19 protein-coding genes are annotated in these 24,598 nt (G+C 65.0%); 12 read left to right on the forward strand and 7 right to left on the reverse strand.

The genetic code is table 11. The features are described 5' to 3' along the window. The first annotated feature begins 23 nt into the window (after positions 1 to 23). From kynU to NKG59_RS24600, 3 genes are all read left to right on the forward strand, one after another. Complete coding sequence (gene kynU, locus NKG59_RS24590; protein WP_253542476.1) at positions 24 to 1,262, forward strand: kynureninase; 1,239 nt, start codon at positions 24 to 26, stop codon at positions 1,260 to 1,262. Positions 1,263 to 1,340: 78 nt separating this feature from the next. Then, positions 1,341 to 2,738, forward strand: coding sequence for an amino acid permease (locus NKG59_RS24595; protein ID WP_253542479.1), 1,398 nt, complete (start codon positions 1,341 to 1,343; stop codon positions 2,736 to 2,738). Between the two features lie 54 nt (positions 2,739 to 2,792). After that, a complete protein-coding gene (locus NKG59_RS24600; RefSeq protein ID WP_253542482.1) occupies positions 2,793 to 3,338 on the forward strand; it encodes an NADPH-dependent FMN reductase in 546 nt (181 codons plus the stop codon). A gap of 22 nt (positions 3,339 to 3,360) precedes the next feature. On the opposite strand, the gene NKG59_RS24605 is transcribed toward NKG59_RS24600, so the two are convergent. Both NKG59_RS24605 and NKG59_RS24610 read right to left on the reverse strand, forming a co-directional pair. After that, positions 3,361 to 4,587, reverse strand: coding sequence for a CynX/NimT family MFS transporter (locus tag NKG59_RS24605; RefSeq protein WP_253542485.1), 1,227 nt, complete (start codon positions 4,585 to 4,587; stop codon positions 3,361 to 3,363). 94 nt (positions 4,588 to 4,681) lie between these two features. After that, positions 4,682 to 5,560 (reverse strand): Rossmann-like and DUF2520 domain-containing protein, encoded by an 879-nt coding sequence (locus NKG59_RS24610; protein ID WP_253542500.1) that lies wholly within the window; start codon positions 5,558 to 5,560, stop codon positions 4,682 to 4,684. A 158-nt stretch (positions 5,561 to 5,718) separates the two neighbouring features. On the opposite strand from NKG59_RS24610, the gene yddG reads away from it, so the two are divergent. From yddG to NKG59_RS24640, 6 genes are all read left to right on the forward strand, one after another. Further along, positions 5,719 to 6,660, forward strand: coding sequence for an aromatic amino acid DMT transporter YddG (gene yddG / locus NKG59_RS24615; RefSeq protein ID WP_253542503.1), 942 nt, complete (start codon positions 5,719 to 5,721; stop codon positions 6,658 to 6,660). A gap of 172 nt (positions 6,661 to 6,832) precedes the next feature. Further along, the gene (locus tag NKG59_RS24620; RefSeq protein ID WP_004634893.1) at positions 6,833 to 6,988 is read left to right on the forward strand and encodes a DUF3309 family protein; all 156 of its coding nucleotides are present in this window, start codon (positions 6,833 to 6,835) and stop codon (positions 6,986 to 6,988) included. A gap of 145 nt (positions 6,989 to 7,133) precedes the next feature. After that, complete coding sequence (locus tag NKG59_RS24625) at positions 7,134 to 8,693, forward strand: efflux transporter outer membrane subunit (protein WP_253542506.1); 1,560 nt, start codon at positions 7,134 to 7,136, stop codon at positions 8,691 to 8,693. Continuing rightward, the gene (locus NKG59_RS24630) at positions 8,690 to 9,838 is read left to right on the forward strand and encodes an efflux RND transporter periplasmic adaptor subunit (RefSeq protein WP_253542509.1); all 1,149 of its coding nucleotides are present in this window, start codon (positions 8,690 to 8,692) and stop codon (positions 9,836 to 9,838) included. Before NKG59_RS24625 ends, NKG59_RS24630 begins: the two co-directional genes overlap by 4 nt. Further along, complete coding sequence (locus NKG59_RS24635) at positions 9,835 to 12,930, forward strand: efflux RND transporter permease subunit (protein ID WP_253542512.1); 3,096 nt, start codon at positions 9,835 to 9,837, stop codon at positions 12,928 to 12,930. Before NKG59_RS24630 ends, NKG59_RS24635 begins: the two co-directional genes overlap by 4 nt. A 48-nt stretch (positions 12,931 to 12,978) precedes the next feature. Further along, positions 12,979 to 13,764: a crotonase/enoyl-CoA hydratase family protein gene (locus NKG59_RS24640; RefSeq protein ID WP_253542515.1), complete on the forward strand. Its 786-nt coding sequence runs from the start codon at positions 12,979 to 12,981 to the stop codon at positions 13,762 to 13,764. Positions 13,765 to 13,824: 60 nt separating this feature from the next. On the opposite strand, the gene metE is transcribed toward NKG59_RS24640, so the two are convergent. Next, positions 13,825 to 16,146 carry a 5-methyltetrahydropteroyltriglutamate--homocysteine S-methyltransferase gene (gene metE, locus NKG59_RS24645; protein WP_253542528.1) on the reverse strand — a complete coding sequence of 774 codons (2,322 nt, stop codon included), beginning with the start codon at positions 16,144 to 16,146 and terminating at the stop codon, positions 13,825 to 13,827. 124 nt (positions 16,147 to 16,270) lie between these two features. On the opposite strand from metE, the gene NKG59_RS24650 reads away from it, so the two are divergent. Beyond that, positions 16,271 to 17,188 carry a LysR family transcriptional regulator gene (locus NKG59_RS24650; RefSeq protein ID WP_253542531.1) on the forward strand — a complete coding sequence of 306 codons (918 nt, stop codon included), beginning with the start codon at positions 16,271 to 16,273 and terminating at the stop codon, positions 17,186 to 17,188. On the opposite strand, the gene NKG59_RS24655 is transcribed toward NKG59_RS24650, so the two are convergent. Next, entirely contained in the window at positions 17,189 to 18,109 is a 921-nt protein-coding gene (locus tag NKG59_RS24655; protein WP_253542534.1) for a LysR family transcriptional regulator, read from the reverse strand. A gap of 114 nt (positions 18,110 to 18,223) precedes the next feature. Between NKG59_RS24655 and NKG59_RS24660 the strand changes: the two genes are divergently transcribed. Beyond that, complete coding sequence (locus NKG59_RS24660) at positions 18,224 to 19,381, forward strand: acyl-CoA dehydrogenase family protein (RefSeq protein ID WP_253542536.1); 1,158 nt, start codon at positions 18,224 to 18,226, stop codon at positions 19,379 to 19,381. A 104-nt stretch (positions 19,382 to 19,485) separates the two neighbouring features. Continuing rightward, a complete protein-coding gene (locus NKG59_RS24665; protein ID WP_253542538.1) occupies positions 19,486 to 20,124 on the forward strand; it encodes an FMN-binding negative transcriptional regulator in 639 nt (212 codons plus the stop codon). Positions 20,125 to 20,164: 40 nt separating this feature from the next. Here the strand turns inward: NKG59_RS24665 and fahA are convergent, their stop codons facing one another. The 3 genes from fahA to NKG59_RS24680 all read right to left on the reverse strand — a co-directional run bounded on the left by fahA (position 20,165) and on the right by NKG59_RS24680 (position 24,552). After that, entirely contained in the window at positions 20,165 to 21,436 is a 1,272-nt protein-coding gene (gene fahA, locus NKG59_RS24670; RefSeq protein WP_253542540.1) for a fumarylacetoacetase, read from the reverse strand. Between the two features lie 305 nt (positions 21,437 to 21,741). Then, complete coding sequence (gene hmgA, locus NKG59_RS24675; protein WP_253542542.1) at positions 21,742 to 23,088, reverse strand: homogentisate 1,2-dioxygenase; 1,347 nt, start codon at positions 23,086 to 23,088, stop codon at positions 21,742 to 21,744. Between the two features lie 63 nt (positions 23,089 to 23,151). Then, positions 23,152 to 24,552: an MFS transporter gene (locus NKG59_RS24680; protein ID WP_253542544.1), complete on the reverse strand. Its 1,401-nt coding sequence runs from the start codon at positions 24,550 to 24,552 to the stop codon at positions 23,152 to 23,154. Between the last annotated feature and the right edge of the window lie 46 nt (positions 24,553 to 24,598).

A 24,598-nucleotide genomic window follows, 5' to 3' on the forward strand; every position in this document is an offset into this window, starting at 1 on the left:
CTTTCAATACACAGCAAGACACCATGACTTTGACGATCACTTGGGACGCGTGCGCCGCATTGGATGCCGCCGATACGCTGGCCCATTGCCGCACGCGCTTCAACCTGCCCGCGGACACGATTTACCTCGACGGCAACTCGCTGGGTGCCATGCCGGCCCATGTGCCGGCACGCATGAAACAGGCGCTGGAGCACGAGTGGGCCCATGGCCTGATCCGTTCGTGGAACGACGCCGACTGGTACCCCGCACCGCAGCGCACCGGCGACAAGATCGCCAAGCTGATCGGTGCAGGGCAGGGCGAGGTGATCGTGGCCGACTCCACGTCGGTGAACCTGTTCAAGGTGCTCGTGGCTGCCACCCGCATGCAGCCGGGGCGCCGGGTGATCCTGGCCGAGCGCACGAACTTCCCGACCGACGTGTACATCGCGAGCAGCGTGGCTGAGATGACCGGTTGCGAGCTTCGCTGTGTCGATCCGGACGACGTGCTGGGCGCCATCGACGAGACCGTAGCCATCGTGTCGCTCACGCACGTGAACTACAAGACCGGCAAACGTTATGACATGGAAGCCGTCACCCGCCGGGCACATGAAGTCGGCGCGTTGATCGTCTGGGACTTGTGCCATACGGCTGGTGCCATGCCCGTGCACCTGAACGCGTGCGGGGCAGATTTTGCCGTTGGCTGCGGCTACAAGTATCTGAATGGTGGCCCCGGCGCACCGGCGTTCGTGTTTGTTGCGTCGCGCCATCTGGCGGCAATTCGCCAACCGCTGACGGGCTGGCATGGCCATGCCAAGCCGTTTGAGTTCACGCACGATTACGCACCACATCCTGCCATCGACCGCATGCTGACGGGCACCGCCCCGCAGCTCGGCGTGATTGCGCTGGAAAGCGCGCTCGAGGTATTCGATGGCGTGGATCTCGACACGCTGCGCGCGAAGAGCGTTGCGCTGGGCAACCTGTTCATCACGCTGGCCGATCAGGAACTCGTTGGCCTCGGCTGCGGGCTGGCGTCGCCGCGTGATGCCGATCAGCGTGGCAGCCAGGTTTCGCTCACGCACGAAGCTGGCTACGCCATCATGCAGGCGCTCATCGCCCGCAACGTGATCGGCGACTTCCGGGCGCCCGACATTCTGCGCTTCGGCTTCGCGCCGCTCTATGTCCGCTACGTCGATATCTGGGACACCATCGCCGCGCTCAAGGACATCATCGCGACCTGCGCGTGGAACGCACCAGAATTCCTCGCGCGCAAGTCGGTGACCTGAGCCCCAGGCACCCCGGCAATCCAACGACAAACAAGCGGCCGCGCTGGTGTGGCGCCGGCCGCAGCAAGGAGACACGCCGTGAAGCAACAACATGGATTCGACGCGATCGTCGAGCGGGAAAAGGGGCTGCACCGAGGCCTGTCCACCGGTCAGCTGTCGATGATTGCCATTGGTGGTGCGATTGGCACGGGCCTGTTCCTGGGCAGCGGTTTCGCCATCGGGTTTGCCGGGCCCGCCGTTCTGGTGAGCTACGCGATCGGCGCGCTGATTGCCTTGCTGCTCATGGGCTGCCTGGCCGAAATGACGGTCGCCCATCCGACCTCCGGTTCGTTCGGCGCCTATGCCGAGCACTACATCGCGCCGTGGGCCGGGTTTCTGGTGCGCTATGCGTACTGGTCTTCGATCGTGCTGGCGGTAGGCGCGGAGGTGACGGCCATCGCTGTGTACATGAAGTACTGGTTTCCCGCGGTGCCCGGCTGGTATTGGATCGTGGGCTTTTCGGCGGCGCTCATCGGCGTCAATGTGGTCAGCGTGAAGATGTTCGGCGCAGTCGAGTACGTGTTCTCGATGTTGAAGATCGCGGCCATCGTCGGTTTCATCCTGCTGGGGGCGTACGTGGTGTTCAGCGCGCCGGCAGCTTCAGGCATTGGCCTGGCGAATTACCGGGTGCAGGGAGGCTTTTTTCCGAAGGGAGCGTGGGGCACGTGGGTGGCCGTGATCGTGTCAATCTTTAGCTACCTGAGCATCGAGATGATTGCCGTGGCCGCCGGCGAGGCGCGCGATCCGCACAAGGCCATCACGAGCGCCTTCCGGGCTACGATGATCCGGCTCGTCGTGTTCTATCTGCTGACGCTTGCGCTGATGCTTGCCATCGTGCCGTGGACGGAGGCCGGTGCCAACGAAAGCCCGTTCGTGAAAGTGATGGCCGCGACATCCGTGCCTGGCGCTGCCGGCGTCTTCAACTTCGTGATCCTGGTGGCCGCGCTGTCGGCCATGAATAGCCAGCTCTACATCACCACGCGAATGATGTTCAGCCTGTCGCGCGCTGGTTATGCACCCAAGGCGCTCGGCCGCCTGAATGCAAGCGGTGTGCCGACGGGGGCCTTGCTGCTTTCGGCAGTTGGTATTGCGGTGGCCACCGTGCTCAACGCGATGTACCCGGACAGCGCCTTCCTGCTGATGATGTCGGTGTCGATGTTCGGCGCGATGCTGACGTGGCTGATGATCTTCATCACGCACCTGTTCTTCCGCCGCCAGCACCGCGGCCAGGTGTTGGCGTTTCGCATGTGGGGGTTCCCGGTGACGTCGTTGGCGGGTGCGGGGCTGATGGCGGCGGCGCTGGTTACCACCTACTTCACGCCCGAGTTCCGGATGACACTGCTGTGCGGCGTGCCGTTCATGGTCGCGCTGTTGGTGGTGTATGGCGTGTGGTATCGCCGGCAGGCACATGCTGCCCAGGCGGTGACCTCTTCTTGATCCGGCGAATGTCCGTTATTCTCGCCAGTCCCAACATTGACGGAGTCGTTCTTCATGTCGCTGAATTTTCTCGGCATTGCCGGCAGCCTGCGCCGCAAATCCACCAACCAGGGCCTGCTCCGTGCGGCGTCCGCCCGCCTTCCCGCCGGCGTTGAAATGGACGTGGCCGACCTGACGGATATTCCGTTCTATAACGCCGACATCACGGACAAGCCTGCTTCGGTGGTGCGCGTGCTCGAACAGATCGGGCGCGCCGATGCGCTGGTGCTGGCCTGCCCTGAATACAACTACTCGCTGGCGCCGGCGCTGAAGAACATTCTGGACTGGGCCTCGCGCGAGCCCAACAACGCGCTGCTGGCAGGCAAGCCCGTCGCGATCCTGGGTGCGGGCGGCGGCATGGGCACGTCGCGCGCGCAGTACCACCTGCGTCAGGTGTGCGTGTATCTGGACCTGCATCCGCTGAACAAGCCGGAAGTGTTTGCCAACGCGTTTGCTGGCGGCTTCTCTGCTGATGGCGATCTCACCGACGAGCGCATCGCTGGCCTGATCACCGAGCAGATGCAGGCGCTGGCCAACTGGACGTTGAAGCACAAGGCTTGAATAAAGCCTTGCAGTCAATGAATTACTCGCCGGCGTGCAGCGTGCGGTTGCGCCCGGCGAGCGACCCCGCCACGAGCGAGGCTAGCGCAATTGCGCTGAACAGCCAGCCCATCACGGCCCAGCTGCCGGTCAGATCGTGCAGCACCCCCATGAGATACGGCCCCGCGGCAGCCATGGTGTAGCCAATGCCCTGCGTCATGGCCGACAGGCTTGCCGCCACGCGCGTATCGGCCGAGCGCAGCACGATCAGCGATAGCGCCACGCTGAAGTTGCCGCCCTGGCCAAGCCCCAGCAACACCGCCCACCACCACAGCGTCGACAGCGGCGCATACAGGCAGCCCATCAGGCCGGCCCAGCACATCAGCATCATCAGGAACACGGCGGGGCGCTGATCGCGCCCGAGCCGCGCCACGAATGGTCCGCCCAGCGCGGTGATGAGCTGCACAAGAATCGACACCGCCACCACCACGCCCGATTGCACGGCAGATAGCCCGCGGTCTTGCAGGATCACGGGCAGCCAGCCGAACACGCAATACGCCAGCGACGATTGCAGCCCCATGTAGAGCGTCACCTGCCAGGCGATCGGCTTGTTCCACAGTGACACGCGCTGAAGCCGAGTGGCTGCGCCCTTGCCGTGCGCATGCCGCATATGCGGCCACCAGCCGACGAAGGCCAGCAGCGCGGGCAGGGCCCAGAATGCCAGCGCGGGCTGCCAGCCGCCCAGCCATGCCGAAAGCGGCGCGCTTGCCCCGGCTGCCACCGCGGCACCGAAGCACAGCGCCATGGTGTAGACGCCGGTCATCAGGTCAGCCTGGCGGCCGAAATCCCGCTTGACGATGCCCGGCAACAGAATGCCCGTGACGCCAATGCAGGCGCCCGCTGCCAGCGTCCCGATGAACAACGGTGCAACGCCGCCTGCGCTGCGCAACGCAATGCCAACCGCCAGCGCAATGAGCAAGCCGCCCACGGCGCGTTCTGCACCAAAACGCCGAGCCAACATCGCCGCCGCAGGCGCAAACAGGCCCAGGCACAGCACGGGCAGCGTCGTCAGCAACCCTGCCGTGGCGCCCGACAGCCCGGTGCCGGCTGTCACTTGTTTCAACACCGGCGACAGGCTCGACAGCGCGGGCCGCAGGTTCACGCCCACCAGCACCAGCCCGACAACGAGCAGGATCAGCGCGCCAGACGACGGGCGGTCTGCAGCGTCATGCGCAGCAGGAGATGGCGATGTGTGTGGACGTTGGGACATGGCAGAACGGGCATGCAAGCAAGCTGCCGATTGTAGGCTGCGCGCCCGATTGGTGCATGCGCGCAGTCCAATGCCAATGATGCCGACGACGCTATTAAGCGGTGTTGAGTCGCGCAGCGAGGTCGGCCAGCACGTCTGCGGAAGGCGCGCCGCGTTCGGCTGCCAATGCCAGCGCACGCCGTGTGAGTGCGGTGTACAGCGCGGCGTGATCGGCGCCCAATGCATCGAGCGCTTGCAGGTGTTTGTCGATGACGCCGCCGTCTCCGCGCGAGACCGGGCCTGCCAGTGCCCCAGCCAGGCCGCGGGCGCGTGCCGCAGCCAGCGTGCCGTCCACCAGCGGCCACATGGCGGCCACAGCGGCATCACGGTCGATGCCTGCGGCCTCCCACAACGTGGCGGCTTCGTGGAGTGCGCACAGCAGGAAGCTGGCGGCGTAATTGGCACCGGCGTGATACAGAGCACGTTGCCCGGCACGCACTTTCAACGGCGTGCAGCCGAGCCGCAGTGCAAAGCTGGCGAGCGCCGCGTCGTGCGGCGCATCAGCATCAATGGCGATGGACGCGCCGCCCAGACGTTCGGCATCGTCGGGCAAGCCGGCAAACAGAAACAGCGGATGAAAGCTGGCGGTATCCGCGCCGCACCGGCGGGCGCCGTCCAGCAAGTCGCGCTCGCCGGCGCCGCTGCAATGGATGACGAGTTGGCCGGGCCGCCAGCGTACGTTGTCGACCACGCCCGGGATGGCGTCATCCGGCACGGTCACGAACACCCAGTCGGCGGTATCCGCCACGCCTTGCGGGTCGACCGCCTTGGCGCCTGTGGTTTGCGCGAGCCACGCGGCGGGTGCGCTTGAGCGGTTGGCAACCGCCACGGTGCGTACGCCCGCACCATGGGCCCGAGTGGCCAATGCCCGCGCCAGCCGCCCTGCGCCGATCCAGCCCACGGAGACCGGCGTTTCGATTGCAAAAGACGTCATGGCAAACCTCGATTTTTCATGGTCTGCATCTTATAGCGAAGCCACTTCAGTAAACCGCGATGCGCCAATCAGGCGGTCGGGCGGTACGGCCGGTAAACTGCACGCCTTTGCCGGCAGCGTTTGGCCGGGCGTGAGCAAACGGTTTTCTTCAGGCGGACATGTCAGTGCAGGCAAGCGTTAAGCAAAGCAAAAGTAGGGCAACCCTCATCGGGCTCATCGCGGTGCTGTTGTGGAGTTCGATCGTCGGGTTGATCCGGGGCGTGAGCCAGCATCTGGGGGCCGTGGGTGGCGCTGCCATGATCTATACCGTCGCGTCGGTGCTGTTGGTATTTACCGTTGGCTTCAATAATTTGAAGACCTTTCCGCGGCGCTATCTGGTGTGGGGCAGCCTGTTGTTCGTGTCGTACGAGCTGTGCCTCTCGCTGTCGATCGGCTACGCCAACAGCGGGCGGCAGGCGATCGAAGTCGGGATGGTCAATTACCTGTGGCCGACGTTCACGATGCTGTCGGCCATTGCCTTCAACAAACAGCGGGCGAATGCTCTGATCGTGCCGGGTGTCCTTATTTCCATCCTCGGCATTTGCTTCGTGCTTGGCGGTGATCAAGGGCTCGATATCGGCGGCATGGCCGAGAACGTCAAGGACAACCCGCTCAGTTATGGACTGGCGTTCACGGGCGCGGTGATCTGGGCGGCGTATTGCACGGTCACAAGCCGGATCGCCGAGGGCAAGAACGGTGCAACGCTGTTCTTCATCCTGACGGCGCTGGCCCTGTGGATCAAGTTTTTCGCCACGGGCGGCGGGGCGATGCATTTCAGCGTGTCGGCGCTGGTCTACCTTGCGTTGGCGGCATCAGCAATGGGCTTCGGCTACGCGGCCTGGAACGTCGGCATCTTGCACGGCAACGTCACGGTGTTGGCGACCGCGTCGTATTTCATCCCCGTGTTTTCCGCTGCCTTGGCCGCTTCGTTGTTGCATGCCCCGCTGTCGTTCGCGTTCTGGAAGGGCGCGTCGATGGTGGTTGCAGGGTCGATCCTGTGCTGGCTTGCCACGCGTGGTGGTCGCGCAAAGACGTTGTCTTCGCCCAAGTCTTCCGCCTGACGTAAGAACTGGCACACGGGACATCCGCCGTTTCTACAAATTCGCAATTAACCGCCAGGCATTCAGGAAAACCGTAGATAGAGCCAGCACGGGAACGGGGCGTGCTAGATGCCGGGTAAGCCGCTGCGCCACGACGGAACGGCGGCATACCAACACAGAAACAGGAGGCATCATGTTGAGCACCATTCTCATCATCGTTCTCATCTTGCTGTTGATCGGCGCGCTGCCGTCGTGGCCGTACAGCCGAGGTTGGGGCTACGGGCCCACGGGCGGGCTCGGGCTGATCGTGGTGATCGTGGTCATTCTTGTGCTGCTGGGCTATATCTGACGCCACGCGTCGATGCCGATGTGCGCATGGTTCTGAGCATCGCCTGACCGCTTGCCGAGGGTTGGCTGAGCACCATAGCGGGGCAGGTGTCTTGCAGGCGCTTGACTGGGCATAATCCCAGCTGCGTTCCCGAAGGACACTTCCCATGAAGACAGGTCGACACGCCGTTAGCCGCGCGCCCGGCGGTCGTGCCCGATTCGCTCCGCTGATGCTGGCTCTGGTGCTGGCCGGCTGCGCGGTCGGGCCCGAATACCACACGCCGCCCCTGAGCGGCACCGAAGCCCCGCAAGCTTGGCACGCCACGCTGCCGCACCACGGCAGCCGCATGGCGCTGGCGCACTGGTGGGAGCAGTTTCACGACCCAGTGCTGACCCAACTGGTGGAGCAGGCGGACGCGACCAGCCCGACGATCGCGCAGGCTGTCGGCCGCGTGCGTGAGGCGCGTGCGAGCGTTTCAACCAGCCAGGCGGGGCTGCTTCCGCAACTGAAAGGCACCGGCTCTGCCACGCGGCAGGGCGGGTTTGGCGGCAGCCAGTTCGCCGGTGGCGCGGGCGGGCTGTCTGCCGGTGCGCTGAGCCCCACGCTGGGCCTGGGCACGATCACCACCTTGGCGGCGCAGGCCGATGCGTCGTGGGAGATCGATCTCTTCGGCGGCAAACGCCGCAGCCTGGAAGGCGCCGATGCGCGTCTGACCGCCAGTGAAGCCGATTGGCACGACGCGCGCGTTTCGCTCGCCGCCGAGGTGGCCAATGCCTACTTGCAGCAACGCGAGTGTGAGGCGCTGGTCGACATTGGCGCGGCAACACTGTCGTCCCGGCAGGAAACGCTGCAACTGACCGAACGCAAGTTCCGCGCGGGCTTTGTCGCGCCGGCCGATTTTGCGCAAGCGCAAGCCACGGTGGGCGATGCCGTCAATGCGCTGGAAGGCCAGCGTGCGCAATGTGCGCAGGGCATCGATAAGCTCGTCACGCTCACCGGCATTGACCACGATGCGCTGAACGGCCTGCTGTCCAAGGCCAGCGCGCAGATTCCGGCACCGCCCGATGTCGGCGTGCCCGATGTGCCGGCGCAGGTGCTGTCGCAACGGCCGGATGTGTCGTCGGCCGAGCGCGCGGTGGCGGGAGCAAGCGCTGATATCGGTGTGGCGGTCGCGAGCCGATTGCCGTCGATCACGCTGGCGGGGTCCATCGGCATCAATTCTTACCGCCTTGGCGGGCAATCGTTGACGACCAAGTCCTGGTCTTTCGGGCCGTCGGTGTCGTTGCCCATCTTTGACGGCGGCTCGGGTGCGGCGCGCGTGGAAACAGCGCGCGCCCGTTACGACCAGGCGCTGGCCAGCTATCGCAGCAAGGTGCGCCAGGCGGTGCAGGAAGTGGAAGATGCGCTGGTGCGCCTGGACGCTTCCGACCGCCGCGTCGACGCAGCCACGATGGCCGACGCCCAATACGCAAAGGTGCTGGAAGCGGCCAACGCCCGCTATCGTCTGGGCGCGGGCAGCCTGCTGCAGTTGGAAGACGTGCGGCGTACGGCATTGCAGGCTTCGCAGTCTCTGGCGGCCGTGAAGCTTGAACGCGCGCAGGCCTGGGTGGCGCTGTACAAGGCCGTCGGCGGCGGCTGGCGCGACGATGCGCCCAACGCTTATCCCGATAACAAGACCACTGCGCCGACCGCACAGGGCCGCGCGCATACCGGAAGCGCTTCATGACAGGACAACGAGTTTGGATGGCCGCGCTGGCCGTGATGCTGGCCGGCGCGCTGGCGGCGTGCGGCAAATCTGCGGAGAGCAAGAACAAGGAGCAGCCGCCTGCCAAGCCGGCGCTTGCCGTCAACGTTGCGCATCTGGCGCAGCACGTGTGGCCCCGCGCCGCCACGGCCAGCGGTGCCGTGCAGCCGTGGCAGGAAGCCAGCATCGGCGCCGAAGTGAACGGGCTGAAGCTGGCAGAAGTGCTCGTCAACGTGGGCGATGTGGTCAAGCAAGGGCAACTGCTTGCGCGCTTGTCGGATGAAACCGTGCGCGCCGATGTGGCTGCGCAACGCGCCAGCCTGGCCGAAGCCGAGGCCTCGGCCGCGCAAGCTGCCGGTGAGGCCCACCGTGCGCACGAACTCGACAAGAGCGGAGCGATCAGCCAACAGGATCTGATCCAGTACGACACGCAGGCCAAGACCGCTGCTGCCAAGCTGGCCGCAGCACGCGCGCAGTTCGAGAGCCAGCAATTGCGCTTGCGCTACACGCGTGTGGTCGCGCCGGACGACGGCGTCATCAGCGCGCGCACCGCCACCGTGGGCGCCGTGGTGTCTTCCGGCACCGAGCTTTTCAAACTCATCCGCAAGAACCGCCTGGAATGGCGCGCCGAAATGCACGGCGACGTCCTGCCTCGCATTCAGCCCGGCCAGGCCGCGCGCCTTCGCCGCATGGATGGCGGCGTGGTGAACGGCCGCGTGCGCCAGATCGCCCCCACCGTCGACGCCAACACGCGCAATGGTCTCGTCTATGTCGACCTGCCGCCGGAAGCTGCAGCCTCGGGCGTAAAGGCGGGCATGTATCTCTCGGGCGATGTGCTGCTGGGCGATGCGCCGGCCGCGACATTGCCGGAGACCGCCGTGTTCTCGCGCGATGGCTACGACTACGTGATGGTGATCGGCCAGCAAGGCCGCGTGCGCCAGACCAAGGTGACGGTTGGCCGCCGCCAGGAAGGGCAAGTCGAAATCGTGCAGGGCATCGGCGCGAATGACGGCGTGGTCGCTGCCGGCGCGGCCTTCCTGAGCGATGGCGATGTGGTGCGTGTGGCCGCCCCCGGTGCAGCCGCCGCGCCCGCCGCGTCGGCGCCCTCAGCCGGAGCCAAGTCATGAACTTTTCTGCCTGGGCGATCCGCAAGCCGATCCCGTCGATCCTGCTGTTCATCCTGATCACGGTGGCGGGGCTGGTGTCGTTCAAGATGCTGTCGATCCAGAACTTTCCGGACATCGATTTTCCTGCCGTATCCGTGACGGCCAGCCTGCCCGGCGCCACGCCCACGCAGATGGAAACCGAAGTCACGCGCAAGATCGAAGACAGCATTGCGAGCATCGGCGCGATCAAGCACATCACGTCCACCATCAACGACGGCAGCTCGACCACGATGGTCGAGTTCCAGCTTGAGAAGGATGTGCAGGAAGCCGTAAACGACGTGCGCGATGCGGTCAGCCGCATCCGCGCGCAATTGCCGTCCGACGTGCAGGAGCCGGTCATCTCCCGCGTGACGTTCGCGAGCATGCCCGTGCTGACGTACGCCGTGGAAGCGACCGACATGGACGCGGAGGACCTCTCCTGGTTTGTCGACAACACGGTCAACAAGCGGTTGCTGTCGGTGCATGGCGTGGCCAAGGTGACGCGCCAGGGCGGTGTGGACCGCGAAGTGCGCGTGCAGCTCGACCCGGTGCGCCTGCAGGCGCTGAACGTCTCGGCGGCAGACATCAGCGCGCAAGTGCGCGGCATGCAGCAGGAAGCGCCAGGTGGGCGCGGCAACGTTGGCGGGCAGGAGCAGGCGGTGCGCACCCTGGGCACCGTAAAGAGCGCGCGCGAGCTGGCGCAGATGGACATCCCGTTGTCGGACGGACGGCGCATTCGCCTTGCAGATGTTGCAGACGTGCGCGACACGGCGGCCGAGCCACGCCAGATGGCGCTGTTCGACGGCAAACCGGTCGTGAGCTTCCAGGTGTTCCGTTCACGCGGCGCAAGCGAAATCTCGGTGGCCAAGGGCGTGCGCGAAGCGCTGGCTGCGCTGCAGGCCGAACGGCCCAACGTGCATGTGACCGAGGTCTACAACATGGTCAAGCCGGTGTCGGATGCATACACGGCGTCGATGCACGCGCTGTACGAGGGCGCCATCCTGGCGGTGATTGTGGTGTGGCTGTTCCTGCGCGATTGGCGGGCTACGTTTGTGTCAGCCGTGGCGTTGCCGCTGTCGATCATCCCGACGTTCGCGGCCATGCAGCTGCTCGATTTCACGCTCAACGGGATCACGCTGCTGGCGCTCACGCTTGTGGTCGGGATTCTCGTCGACGATGCCATCGTGGAGGTGGAGAACATCGTGCGCCACCTGCGCGATGGCAAGAAGCCGCTGGAGGCGGCCATGGAAGCGGCGCAGGAGATCGGCCTGGCCGTGGTTGCGACGTCGCTCACGCTGGTGGCGGTGTTCCTGCCCACGGCTTTCATGGGCGGCATCTCGGGCAAGTTCTTCAAGCAGTTCGGCTGGACCGCTTCGCTGGCGGTGCTGGCCTCGCTGCTGGTGGCGCGGCTGCTCACGCCCATGATGGCCGCCTACATGCTCAAGCCGCAGGATGAGCCCAACCGCGACGGCTGGATCATGACGCGCTACCTGCAGGCGGCACGCTGGTGTCTCGTGCACCCCTGGAAAACGGGCGGCATGGCGGCGGCGTTCTTCGTCGTGTCGGTCGCCATCATCGGGCTGATTCCGGCGACATTTCTGCCGCCCGAAGATTGGGCGCAACTCCAGATGACGGTGGAAAGCCCGCCCGGCAGCACGATCGCCCAGACGCGCGACAACACCGAGCGCGTGCGCAAGATCGTGATGCAGCACAAGGAAGTCCGGCACGTCTATACGGCCATCGGCTCGGGCGTGATGGCCGGTGTGCCGGGCTCCAGCGGCGGAGAGGTGCGCAACGGCACGCTCACGATCTCGCTCACCGGCCGGCACGATCGGCACATCAAGCAGCAGGACGTCCAACGCCAGTTGCGCGAAATGCTCGAAGGCGTGCCGGGCGTGCGGATCTCGTTCGGCGCGGTGGGCTCTGGGGAGCAACTCCAGGTGGTACTGACCGGCGACGACCCCGCCACGCTTCAGCAGGCCGCACGCGATGTGATGCGCGATCTTCGTACCGTGTCGGGGCTGGGTGCGGTGACCTCGTCCGCAAGTTTGCTGCGGCCCGAAATTGTCATCCGCCCGGACTTTGCACGCGCTGCGCAGCAAGGGGTGACGGCCGCCGCCATCGGCCAGGCCGTGCGCGTGGCCACCGCCGGAGACTACGACGTCAACCTGCCGAAGCTCAACCTGCCCGAGCGACAGGTGTACATCCGCGTTGAACTTGATCCGAAGGCGCGCAACCAGATCGACACGATCCGCCAGTTGCGCGTGCCGGGCCGCAACGGCGCGGTGCCGCTGGAGAACATCGCCGATATTTCCATCGGCAGCGGCCCCGCCCAGATTGACCGCTATGACCGCAGCCGCAACGTCACCATCAGCGTGGGGCTGGAGGGGCGGGCGCTGGGCGATACGAACATGGCGGTGGAGGCGCTGCCGTCCATCAAGAACTTGCCGCAAGGCGTTCGCCGCATTGCCTCGGGCGACGTGGAGGGCATGCAGGAGCTGTTTAGCAGCTTCTTCCTCGCCATGTTTGCGGGGGTGCTGTGCGTGTATGCGGTGCTGGTGCTGCTCTTCCACGACTTCACGCAGCCGGTGACGATTCTGGCGGCGCTGCCGCTGTCGGTGGGCGGGGCGTTTGGGCTCTTGGCGTTGTTTGGCTTCAGCTTGTCGCTGCCGGCGTTGATCGGCTTGCTGATGCTGATGGGCATCGTGACCAAGAACTCGATCCTGCTGGTCGAATACGCCATCGTTGCGCGGCGCGATCTCGGCATGTCTCGCACCGAGGCCATCATCGATGCCTGCCACAAGCGCGCCCGCCCCATCGTCATGACCACGGTGGCCATGACGGCCGGCATGGTGCCGATGGCGCTTGGCCTAGAGGGCGATGCGGGTTTCCGCGCGCCGATGGCGGTGGCGGTGATCGGCGGCCTGCTCACTTCCACGCTGCTGAGCCTGCTGGTGGTGCCGGTGGTGTTCGAAAAGGTGGATGACTTCAAGGAGTGGACGCTGCGCAAGTTCCGTGGTGTGCGCCACCACGGGCACGGGGCGGAAGCTGCGTCGGAGCACGGCCCGCGCTAGGTGTAGCATCGGGCGGTCTGTCAACGTACCGCGCTGTGGAGACCGCCCATGCCCGATGCCGTGCTGTTCCAGACCGATGGCCCGGTCTGCACCATCCTGCTCAATCGGCCCGAATGCCGCAATGCGGTGGACGGGCCGACTGCTGCGGCGCTGCTCAACGCGTTCGAGCGTTTCGAAGCCGATGGCGCGCTACGCATTGCCGTGCTGGGCGGCAGCGGTGGCCACTTCTGTGCCGGCGCCGATCTGACGGCCGTGGGCGATCCTTCACGACGCAATCATCTCGATCCCTATGGCGGCATGCCCGGCCCGATGGGCCCGTCGCGCATGGCGCTATCCAAGCCGCTCATTGCTGCAGTGAGCGGCTATGCCGTGGCGGGCGGGCTGGAACTTGCGTTGCTGGCAGACCTGCGCGTGATGGAGCGCGACGCCGTGTTCGGCGTGTTTTGCCGCCGCTGGGGTGTGCCGCTCATCGACGGTGGTACGGTGCGCTTGCCGCGCATCATTGGCATGGGTCGCGCGCTGGACATGATCCTGACCGGCCGTGCTGTGCCCGCTGACGAGGCGCTCGCCATGGGGCTTGCCAATCGCGTGGTCGGCCCCGGCGAGTCGCTGGCCGCGGCGCAGAAGCTTGCCCGAGACATCGCCGCGTTTCCGCAGCAATGCATGCTGGCCGATCGGGCGTCGGCGTACGCACAGTGGGATTTGCCGTTGGCGGCAGCGTTGCAGCAGGAAGGAGCGCGAGGTACGCCGATGGTCTTTGCCGAAGGGGTGGAAGGCGCAGCGCGATTTGTGGGTGGCGCTGGGCGGCACGGAGGAATGGACACCTCAGCCTGAGGAAAAAAACGCCAACCTGAAACAAAATGGTTGGCGTTTTTTCTTTGACGCTACTGAGGTTTAAGCCGTCGCACCTTCATCCTGCGTGGCCTTGCTGCCAGCATGCTGCGTATTCGCATGCTTTGCACGCAGGCGGCGCGTGGCTTCCACCATGCCTTGCAATGCCGCTTCCACTTCCGGCCATCCGCGGGTCTTGAGGCCGCAGTCGGGATTCACCCACAGGCGTTGCACCGGCACGACCTGCGCGGCCTTGTCGAGCAGCGCTTCCATCTCTTCCACACGCGGCACGCGCGGCGAATGGATGTCGTATACGCCCGGGCCGATTTCGTTCGGGTACGCAAACTCGCCAAACGCGTCGAGCAGTTCCATGTTCGAGCGCGACGTCTCGATGGTGATCACGTCAGCATCCATCGACGCAATAGCCGGAAGGATGTCGTTGAACTCCGAATAGCACATGTGCGTGTGGATCTGCGTGTCGTTGCGCACACCGGAGGCCGACACACGGAACGCGCGCGCCGCCCATTCGAGGTAGCCCGGCACGTCAGACGCGCGCAGCGGCAGTCCTTCGCGGAAAGCCGGCTCGTCGATCTGGATGGCGGCAATGCCGGCGGCTTCCAGGTCGCACACTTCGTCACGCAGGGCCAAGGCGATCTGCAGTGCGGTCTGCTCGCGCGGCTGGTCGTCGCGCACGAAAGACCATTGCAGCATCGTCACGGGGCCGGTCAGCATGCCCTTCATCGGCTTGGCGGTCAGGCTCTGCGCGTACTTGGACCATTCAACCGTCATCGCTTCGGGGCGGTACACGTCGCCGTAGATGACCGGCGGCTTCACGCAGCGCGAGCCGTAGCTCTGCACCCAGCCGTTGGCGGTGAAGGCGTAGCCCCACAGCAGCTCGCCGAAGTATTCGACCATGTCGTTGCGCTCGGCTTCGCCGTGCACGAGCATGTCGAGGCCCAGGGCTTCCTGGCGACGCACGACATCGGTAATTTCGGCGCGCATGCGTTGCAGGTAATCCAACGCGGGCAGTTCGCCGCGCTTGTGCTGTGCGCGTGCCTGGCGAATCTCGGCCGTTTGCGGGAACGAGCCGATGGTGGTGGTCGGCAGCAGCGGCAGGTTCAGGCGGGCTTGCTGCGCTTCAGCGCGGGCAGCGTAGGGCGCGGCGCGGTCGGCATCTTCTGCGCGGATCGCGGCCACGCGCTTCTTGACGCCTGCGTTGTGCACGCGACGCGATTCGGTACGTGAGGCGATGGCGGCGCGGTTCTCATCAAGCGCCTTCTGCACGACAGACGGGCCTTCGACCAGTGCAAGCTTGAGGATCGCCAGCTCATCCAGCTTCTGGCGCGCGAAGGCCAGCCAGCCCTTGAGTTCGTCGTCGAGCTTGGTTTCGGCAGACAGATCCACCGGCACATGCAGCAGCGAGCAGCTCGGCGCCACCCACAGGCGATCGCCAAAGGCTTGGGCCAGCGGCGCCACGCGTTCCAGCACGCGTGCGAGATCCGAGCGCCAGATGTTGCGGCCATCCACCACACCAATGGAGAGGACCTTGTCTGCAGGCCACGGCGCGAAGGCGCCAAGCTGTTCCGGTGCACGCACGAGATCCAGGTGCACGCCATCGACCGGCAGCGATTTGATCACGGCTGCGTGGTGGGAAGCGGCTTCAAAGTACGTCGCAAGCAGCAGCTTCGGGCCCTTGGCGGCGGCCAGCGCCTGGTAAGCGGGGCTGAATGCATCTACCCAGGCTTGCGGCAGATCCAGCACCAGCGCAGGTTCGTCAATCTGCACCCATTCCACATTCAGCGCGGCCAGGCGCTGGAGCACAGCCGTGTAGGCCTGCAGAATTTGCGGCAGCAGCGCGAGCTTGTCGATCAAGCCGTTGCGCGCCTTGGCCAGATGCAGGAACGTGACCGGCCCCACCAGCACGACCTTCACGCGGTGCCCAGCGGCCTGCGCTTCGCGCACTTCATCGAACAGCCATTCGGTGCCGGGGCCAAAGTGCAGGTCCGGCGTGAGTTCGGGCACGAGGTAGTGGTAATTGGTGTCGAACCACTTCGTCATTTCCATGGCGGCGTGGTCGGCATTGCCGCGCGCGAGCACGAACGATTGCGCCAGCGTCAGTTGTGCGGCGTCAAAGCCATAGCGCGTGGGAATGACGCCGAGCAGCGCGGCCGTCTGCAGCACCTGGTCGTACCAGGCGAAATCACCCACGGTCACAAAATCGAGGCCGGCATCGCGCTGTGCCGTCCAGTGGCGCTCGCGCAGAGCGCGGCCGGTGGCGCGCAGGTCCTCTTCGGAAGAGGCGCCCTTCCAGAACGATTCGAGGGCGAACTTCAGTTCGCGTTGCGCGCCGATGCGCGGGTAGCCGAGGGTATGGATGGTCGTCATGGTGGTCGCAGGAGAGGCGATTCGTTTTTCAGTCCTGCGATGATCGACGACCCTCCGTCATGAATCAAATGATATTATTTTCGATAAAGTTGAATCGTATTCATACCTTGGAAGCCGCACGAACATGCTCGAAATCCGCCACCTACGCACTCTGATCGCCCTGGCCGATGGCGGCTCCGTCTCGCGCGCCGCCGAGCGGCTGCACCTGACGCAATCGGCGCTGTCGCACCAGTTGCGCGCGCTGGAGTCGCATTACGGGCTGGCCGTCGTGCGCCGCAAGGGCCAGACGGTGGAATTGACCGAAGCGGGCGAGCGCATGCTTGAACTCGCGCAAAAGGTCGTCGCCGACATCCAGACCGCCGAGCGCGATCTTGAGCGCATCAAGGGCCGCGCGGCCGGTACGCTGCGCATCGCGCTCGAATGCCACACCTGCTTTGACTGGCTGATGCCTGTGATGGACGCTTTCCGCCAGCGCTGGCCCGAAGTCGAGATGGATCTTGTGTCGGGCTTCCATACCGATCCGCTCGCGCTGCTCAAGGATGGCCGTGCCGACGTCATCATCGGCTCCGACGCCAAGATGCGGCGCGGCGTGGTGTTCGCGCCGCTGTTTCGCTTCGAGATCCTCGCCGTGCTGCCGATCGACCATGCGCTGCGCAACAAGAAGTGGCTGGACGCGAAGGACTTTACGGACCAGACGCTGATCACCTACCCCGTGCCAGAAGAGCGCATCGACCTGATCCGACAGGTCCTGACACCGGCCGGGGTCGCGTTCAACCGCCGCACAGCAGAACTGACCATCGCCGTGCTGCAGCTTGTTGCCAGCCGCCGCGGGCTTGCCGCCCTGCCCAGCTGGGGCATCAAGAACTACATCGATTACGAATACGTGGTGGCCAAGCGTGTCGGCAAGGAAGGCTTGTGGAGCGATCTCTACGCCGCCATGACACGCGACTACGCACAGGCGCCGTTTGCGCAGGACTTTATCGAGACAGCCAAGTCGATCTGCTTTGCGCAGTTGCCGGGGCTGATGCCGCTGGAAGCGTAATCAGGCGCGTTCCTTCTGGGGCAGGCGCGGCAGCTTGCCTTGCAGCCCCTCTTTGAGAAAGTCCAACAAATGCCGCGTGGCCAGCGTCCGATACCGGCTTGGCATCGCCAGCATGTAAAGGCGGCTACCAAACACGCTGAACCGATACCCGGACAGCACGCGTTTGACGTGGCCTTCGCGCAAATCATCGGCAGCGGCGTAATAGGGCAGGATCCCCAGGCCATTGCCCGAACGCACGGCGGCCTGCAGGAACAGATAGTTGTCGGACGAGACGCCTGGGTCGAGTGTCACGAGCGTCCGCTCATCGCCCAGTTGCGCCGATAGCCGCAGCGGCTGCCCGACGGCCGGCGCGCTGACGATGGTGTGCTCTGCCAGCGCGTCGAGTGTTTTCGGCATGCCATGCGCGGCCAGGTAATCCGGCGCCGCGCACAGTACCCAGTCGACTTCATCGAGTAGCGTGGCGACGAGTGATTCCGGCGGGTTCGAGACAATGCGCAGCGCCACATCCACATCTTCGCCAATCAGGTCGGACACGCGGTTGTCGAACCGCACATCAAGACGGATGTCGGGATACGCGCGCTTGAACGCCACCAGCAGCGGCGACACCAGCAGGTGCCCCAGCCCCGTCGGCACCGACAGCCGCACGCTGCCTTGCAGCGACTTGCCCAGCGAAGAGACGAGCGCATCGGCGGCGGCCATTTCGCGCAGGATGCTGCGGCCATGTTCATAGATGCCGGCGCCCACCTCGGTGGGTTCTACGCGGCGCGTGGTCCGACGGAGCAGTTGCACGCCCAGCGCGCGCTCGAACGCCTTCAGCCGGTGGCTCACGTTGGAGCGTGTGGTCTGCAGCCGGCGCGCCGCCGCCGACAGGTTGCCCGCATCGACGATTTCCACGAACAGCTTGAGCGCGTTGAGATCCATGGCGGCTCGCCAGATTGGTGAACTGAATTCGACATTCTGTTGATGTGGGTGCGGATTGTCAAAACATGCCAACCCGGTAACATCCCTCGGGAATATCCCTCAGGAGCAGGTGACATGGCGCTCGACGACGAATCCTTCGGCCTGCTGCAGCAATCGGTGCAGCGCTTTATCCAGGAACGGCTCGTGCCGGCGGAAAACATTCTCGAGGAAGAGGATGACGTGCCCGCCGACATCGTTGCCGACATGAAGGAGATGGGTCTCTTCGGCCTGTCGATTCCGGAAGAGCACGGCGGGATTGGCTTGGCGATGGCGCAGGAATGCGAGGTGGCGTACGACCTCGGGCACACGGCGCTGGCTTTTCGCTCGGTGTTCGGCACCAACGTTGGCATCGGCTCGCAGGGCATCCTGATGGACGGCACCGATGCGCAAAAGGCCAATTACCTGCCGGGCATTGCCAGCGGCGAGCTGATCATCTCGTTTGCACTCACGGAGCCGAATGCCGGGTCGGATGCCGCATCGCTGCAGACGCGCGCCACGCTGGACGGCGATCACTACGTCATCAACGGGACCAAGCGTTTCATCACCAACGCGCCGCGCGCCGGGGCATTCACGCTGATGGCGCGCACGGGTGGCGAAGGCGCGGGCGGCATCTCCGCTTTCATCGTGCCGGCCGATACGCCGGGCATCACGCTCGGCAGGCCAGACAAGAAGATGGGGCAGCGCGGCACCAAGACGTGCGATGTGATGCTCGATAACGTGCGCGTGCCGGCAGCCAACATCATTGGCGGCGTGGCGGGGCAGGGCTTCAAGACGGCGATGAAGGTGCTGGACCGCGGCCGCCTGCATATCTCGGCGCTGGCATGCGGCATGGCGCACCGGCTGATGACCGATGCAGTTGCCTATGCCAAGGAGCGCAAGCAGTTCGGTCAGCCCATCGCAGACTTCCAGTTGATCCAGGCCATGCTGGCCGACAGCCAGGCGGAGCTTTACGCCGGCATGTCGATGGTGCGCGACTGCGCGCGCCGGTACGACGCCAAGCTCGTCGGCAAACAGGATCACGAAGTCAGCATGCTGGCCTCGTGTACCAAGATGTTCTGTACCGAGATGGTCGGCCGCGTGGCAGATCGCGCGGTGCAGATTCACGGCGGCGCCGGCTACATCGCCGAATACAAGGCCGAGCGCTTCTATCGCGATGTGCGCCTGCTGCGTCTGTACGAGGGCACCACGCAGATCCAGCAGCTCATCATCGCCAAGAACTTGCTGCGCGACTAGGCTGGCTCTAGCAATCTGCTGGAATGTGGCTCTGTTTTGGAGCCACGTTCTAGTCCAGAATGGGCGCTTTCCTGTTCGATTGCAGGGTTGCTGCCGGAGTTGCCATGTACGTTCCCGCCCACTTTGAAGAATCGCGCCCCGAAGCGCTGCACGCCCTGATCGCGCAGAACCCGTTCGGGACGCTCGTCACGCATGGCGAGCATGGGCTGGACGCAAACCACATTCCGTTCTTGCTGCTGCCGGAAGAGGGCAAGTTTGGTGCGTTGCATGCCCACGTGGCACGCGCCAATCCGGTCTGGAAAGACGTGGCGAATGGCGACGAGGTACTCGTGATCTTCCGCGCGGGTGATGCGTACATTTCGCCAACGTGGTATCCGAGCAAGCACGAAGCCCACCGGCAGGTGCCGACATGGAACTACCGCGTCGCGCATGCGCATGGCCGTATCACCGTGCGTGACGACGAGCGTTTTGTACGCGGCGTGGTGGCACGCCTGACACGCACACACGAGGCATCGCAACCCACGCCGTGGAAGATGTCTGACGCTCCAGCCGACTACACCGACGCGTTGCTCAAGATGATCGTTGGCATCGAGATCGAGATCACGCGCATTGAAGGCAAACTCAAGCTGGGCCAGAACAAGGAAACGCGAGATATCGTGGGCGCCGGCGAGGCGCTCAGGGCCAGCGGCGAGCGTGTGATCAGCGACGCGATGCTGGCTTGCGCTGCTGCCAAGACGGAATAAGGCGGAGCGACGGACTGCTGATCCGTCGCTCCGCACTGCGTTACTTCGCGCTGCGCGCCGGCAGGATCTCGCCGCGTACTTCCCCAAAGCCCACGCGATAGCCATCGCCCTGGCACCAGCCAGTCATGATGACTTCATCGCCGTCTTCCAGGAACGCACGCGTGGTGCCCTTGCCGAGGTCAAGCGGCTGCTTGCCGTTGACGGTCAGCTCCAGCAGGCTGCCGTAGGAATCCGGTGTCGTGCCGCTGATGGTGCCGGAGCCCATCAGATCCCCCACGCGCACGTTGCAGCCGGATACGGTGTGGTGTGCAAGCTGTTGCGCCATCGTCCAGTACATCGCGCGGAAGTTTGTGCGGGCGATGGTGGTGCGCTCGCCGCCGTGGGGGCGCAGTGCGGTTTCGAGGGCGATGTCGTAAGCGTTGGGATGGCTCTGGCGCAGGTATTCCAGCGGCTCGGGCGATTGGGCCGGGTTGGCCACGCGGAACGGCTCGAGCGCGTCCATCGTCACGATCCACGGCGAGATCGATGTGCCGAAGCCCTTCGAGTTGAACGGGCCGAGCGGCACGTATTCCCATTGCTGAATGTCGCGCGCGCTCCAGTCGTTGAGGAGGACGACGCCGAACATGTGGTCCGGTGCCGCGTCGACGGAAACCGGCTCACCGAGCGCGCTGGGCTTACCGACCACAAAGGCCATCTCCAGTTCGTAGTCCAGTTTGCGGCAGGCCGAGAAGATCGGGCGCGGCTGATCGGGCAGCTTGATCTGGCCCATCGGGCGGTGCAGCGGTGTGCCGCTCACCACCACGGAGCTTGCGCGGCCGTTGTAGCCGATCGGGATTTCCAGCCAGTTTGGCAGCAGCGCGTTTTCGGGATCACGGAACATGCGGCCGACGTTGGTGGCGTGCTCGCGAGACGAATAGAAATCGGTATAGCCCGGGATGTCGATGGGCAGGTGCATCACGGCATGTGCTTGCGGCACGAGCGCCCGGGCGTGCAGGGTGGCGTTGTCGCGCACGTGGGTGTCGGCCACGCTGAACAGCGTTTGCAGCTTCTTGCGCGTTTCCGCCCATACGGGCTTGCCCAGCGCGATGAAACTGTTGAGCTTGCCGGTGCGGAACGTGCCGCGTGTGGATGCGGGCAGCAGCCCGGCGTCATCCAGCACGCCAAGATCGATGACTTGATCGCCCAGCGCAACGCCCGCGCGTGGCGAGGGGTTTTCCTTCGTGGAGAAGATGCCGAAGGGCAGGTTTTCCAGCGGGAAGTGGGTGTCGGGGGTGTTGGCGGATTCGAGCCAGCTTAGTTGTCGGGTGGTCATGGTGGGGGCGATGGTTTGTTTGGTGAGTCGGTTATTGCTTGACGTTGGTGGTGCATCCCGCGTTTCGTCCCCTGCCGGGGTCGACTCACTTTCTTTGTCTTGCCAAAGAAAGTAAGCAAAGAAAGGCGCGCCCGAGATGGCGACTTCCCCTTGAATTTATGTCGCAGGGAGGGAAGGGAGGCAAACTCGCTGCGCTCAGACAGGCCTCCCTTCTTTTTCCTCCCCGCAACAGAAATTCAAGGCGCCATCTAGGGCATCAACAGCCAAACCTTCGCGGCGCTTGCCTTGGCGTCAGGTTGATTTGGTTAACGCTTGCTCGGGTCGAAATGCTTCTTCAGGCCCTGCCAGCATTCGAAGTATTTGGCTTGCAACTGTGCCGATTCCGCCGCGAAGCGCGTTGGGCGAATGACCGCCGGCGTCTCGAACATGAAGGCCATCGTTGCGTCTACCTTGTGCGGCTTGGTGGTGTCGCCGTTGCTGGCTTTCTCGAACGTGTCGGCGTCGGGGCCGTGGCCGCTCATGCAGTTGTGCAGGCTGGCGCCGCCCGGCACGAAACCCTCTGCCTTGGCGTCGTACACGCCTTGGATTAGGCCCATGAATTCGCTCGCGACGTTGCGGTGGAACCAGGGTGGGCGGAACGTGTTTTCGGCGGCCAGCCAGCGCGGCGGGAAGATCACGAAATCGATCGTGTCTACGCCCGGCGTGTCGGAGGGGCTTTGCAGCACCAGGAAGATCGACGGGTCCGGATGGTCGTAGCTGATCGAGCCAATGGTGTTGAACAGGCGCAGGTCGTACTTGTACGGCGCGAGATTGCCGTGCCAGGCTACGACGTCTAGCGGCGAGTGGCCGATCTTCGCGGTCCACAGGCTGCCCTGGAATTTTGCGACGAGTTCAAAGCTGCCCTCGCGGTCTTCGTACCAGGCGTGCGGCGTGAGGAAGTCGCGCGGGTTGGCCAGGCCGTTCGAGCCGATTACGCCGAGGTCCGGCAGGCGGAACATCGCGCCGAAGTTCTCGCAGATGTAGCCGCGCGCGTCACCTTCGGGCAACTCGACGCGGAAGCGCACGCCGCGCGGGATGACGGCAATCTCCAGCGGCTCCACGTCGACCACGCCCATCTCCGTCAGCAGGCGCAGGCGGCCTTGCTGCGGGACGATCAGCAGTTCGCCGTCGGCGTTGTAGAAGAAGCGGTCGGTCATCGACGCGTTGGCGGCGTACAGGTGGATGCCGCAGCCGGTTTGCGCGTCCGGCCCGCCGTTGCCGGCGAAGGTGACGATGCCGTCGATGAAATCGGTGCTGGCCGCTGGTGCGGGCAGCGGATCCCAGCGCAACTGGTTGGGCGAGGGCGGTACCTCGTTGAAGTTGCTGTGGAAGCGGCCTTGCGCCATGGCTTCGAACGGCAGGTGCACGGCACCCGGGCGAATGCGATACAGCCACGAGCGGCGGTTGTGCGCACGCGGGGCGGTGAATGCCGTGCCGGAGATCTGTTCCGCATACAGGCCATACGGCGCCTTCTGCGGCGAGTTCTGGCCGTGGGGCAGCGCGCCGGGCAGCGCTTCGGTGGCGAACTCGTTGCCGAAGCCGCTTTGGTAAGCGGGCCGGTCCAGCGACGCGGGGGTGAATGCGTTCTTGGCCGTCGGGGCGAGCATGTTCATGGTGAAGTCCTTGGAGAAAAAGTCAGGAGCGTCTTCAGGGAAAGCGTAGTCGTTACCGAGCCATCAGGCGGGCTTGCCGGTTGTGCGACCTGAGGCAAAGCGTGCGGCGTCCGCGCCACTGGCGGCCAGCGTAAGCACCAGCACCATGCCGAACGACACCAGCGCCGGCACCGCCGCGGCCGAGAACAACGCCGGGCTGCTCCATTGCATGGCAATCAGCTGCCCGCCGATCACCGGGCCGATGACGGAGCCGATGCGGCCCACGCCAAGGCTCCAGCCGATGCCGGTCGCGCGCAGCGTGGTGGGGTAATACGTGGCGGCCAGCGCATTGACCGCAGGCTGCCCGCCGACGATGCAGAAGCCGGCCACGAACACCACCGCCACCAGCATGGGCAGCGCTGCCGCCACATGGCCGATCAGCCCGACGTTGACGCAGGCGATCACGAAGCACACGGCCAGCACGCGCACAAAGCCCAGACGATCGATCAGCCGGCCCAGCGTGAGCGTGCCGATCACGCCGCCCACCTGCAGCGCGGTGGCTACCAGCACAGCGGTATCCGTCGGATATCCCGCATCGCGAATCAGCGTCGGAAGCCAGTTCGACAGGAAATACAGGTCGATCAGGTTCATGAAGTTGATGACCCACAGCACGAGCGTGACTTTGGCGCGGCCTTCGGTGAACAGCGCCGAGACCGGCCTGCCGCGTGCGGGCGCTTCGGGCACCGCGAATTGCGTCTGCGCGTTCACCTGCAGTTGCGGATCAAGCTTGCTCAACCAGCGAGCCAGACGTTGATGGCGCGTCTGCGGATCGCCCTTGAGCACGAGGTATTGCAAGGATTCAGGCAGCCACAGCACCATCATCACGCCAATGGCGAGCGGCACCAGACCGCCCACCAGGAACACCGCATGCCACCCAAAGCGTGAGAGCAGCGCCGCGCTCACAAAGCCGCCAAGTGCGGCACCTACGGTGAAGCCGCATGACACCAGCATCATCCACGTCACGCGAGAGCGCGCGGGGCTGAACTCACCGGCCAGCGCCATCGCGTTGGGCATGATGCAACCCAGGCCCAGGCCTGTGATGAAGCGCAAGACGAGTAGCGCCTCCACCGTTGCCACCTGCGTGGTGGCCAGCATGCAGGCCGCAAAGAAGAACGTGGCGACGATCAGCACCGGCCGCCGCCCGAAGCGGTCGCCCAGCACGCCAAACACCAGCGAGCCGACCAGCATGCCGAACAGCCCCGCGCCAAATACCGGCCCGAGGCTTGCCTTGGTGATCCCCCAATCCTTGATGATGGCCGGTGCCACATAACCCATGGCCTGCACGTCAAAGCCGTCGATGATCAGGCACAGCCCGCAGATGGCGAGCAACAGGATCTGGAAGCCGCCAACCTTGCCCTGGTCGATCAGGCGGGCGAGGTCGATGGGCGTGGATGGCGTTTCATGAGCGGCGGGGGCAGGGCGCATGGTGGTCTCCGGTGGCGGCGTTGCCGCTCTGTTCTGGATTTTTGGT

Origin of the sequence: Ralstonia chuxiongensis (assembly GCF_024158925.1) — a bacterium.
Lineage (GTDB): Bacteria > Pseudomonadota > Gammaproteobacteria > Burkholderiales > Burkholderiaceae > Ralstonia > Ralstonia chuxiongensis.

Excerpts from the sequence above, each read along its gene's own strand:
- NKG59_RS24625 (WP_253542506.1), top strand. The coding sequence starts at position 7,134 with ATGAAGACAGGTCGACACGCCGTTAGCCGCGCGCCCGGCGGTCGTGCC.
- NKG59_RS24600 (WP_253542482.1), top strand. The coding sequence starts at position 2,793 with ATGTCGCTGAATTTTCTCGGCATTGCCGGCAGCCTGCGCCGCAAATCC.
- NKG59_RS24630 (WP_253542509.1), top strand. The coding sequence starts at position 8,690 with ATGACAGGACAACGAGTTTGGATGGCCGCGCTGGCCGTGATGCTGGCC.
- NKG59_RS24620 (WP_004634893.1), top strand. The coding sequence starts at position 6,833 with ATGTTGAGCACCATTCTCATCATCGTTCTCATCTTGCTGTTGATCGGC.
- NKG59_RS24640 (WP_253542515.1), top strand. The coding sequence starts at position 12,979 with ATGCCCGATGCCGTGCTGTTCCAGACCGATGGCCCGGTCTGCACCATC.
- hmgA (WP_253542542.1), bottom strand. The coding sequence starts at position 23,088 with ATGAACATGCTCGCCCCGACGGCCAAGAACGCATTCACCCCCGCGTCG.
- NKG59_RS24635 (WP_253542512.1), top strand. The coding sequence starts at position 9,835 with ATGAACTTTTCTGCCTGGGCGATCCGCAAGCCGATCCCGTCGATCCTG.
- NKG59_RS24665 (WP_253542538.1), top strand. The coding sequence starts at position 19,486 with ATGTACGTTCCCGCCCACTTTGAAGAATCGCGCCCCGAAGCGCTGCAC.
- NKG59_RS24650 (WP_253542531.1), top strand. The coding sequence starts at position 16,271 with ATGCTCGAAATCCGCCACCTACGCACTCTGATCGCCCTGGCCGATGGC.
- NKG59_RS24605 (WP_253542485.1), bottom strand. The coding sequence starts at position 4,587 with ATGTCCCAACGTCCACACACATCGCCATCTCCTGCTGCGCATGACGCT.
- fahA (WP_253542540.1), bottom strand. The coding sequence starts at position 21,436 with ATGACCACCCGACAACTAAGCTGGCTCGAATCCGCCAACACCCCCGAC.
- NKG59_RS24655 (WP_253542534.1), bottom strand. The coding sequence starts at position 18,109 with ATGGATCTCAACGCGCTCAAGCTGTTCGTGGAAATCGTCGATGCGGGC.
- NKG59_RS24680 (WP_253542544.1), bottom strand. The coding sequence starts at position 24,552 with ATGCGCCCTGCCCCCGCCGCTCATGAAACGCCATCCACGCCCATCGAC.
- yddG (WP_253542503.1), top strand. The coding sequence starts at position 5,719 with ATGTCAGTGCAGGCAAGCGTTAAGCAAAGCAAAAGTAGGGCAACCCTC.
- NKG59_RS24610 (WP_253542500.1), bottom strand. The coding sequence starts at position 5,560 with ATGACGTCTTTTGCAATCGAAACGCCGGTCTCCGTGGGCTGGATCGGC.
- kynU (WP_253542476.1), top strand. The coding sequence starts at position 24 with ATGACTTTGACGATCACTTGGGACGCGTGCGCCGCATTGGATGCCGCC.
- metE (WP_253542528.1), bottom strand. The coding sequence starts at position 16,146 with ATGACGACCATCCATACCCTCGGCTACCCGCGCATCGGCGCGCAACGC.
- NKG59_RS24660 (WP_253542536.1), top strand. The coding sequence starts at position 18,224 with ATGGCGCTCGACGACGAATCCTTCGGCCTGCTGCAGCAATCGGTGCAG.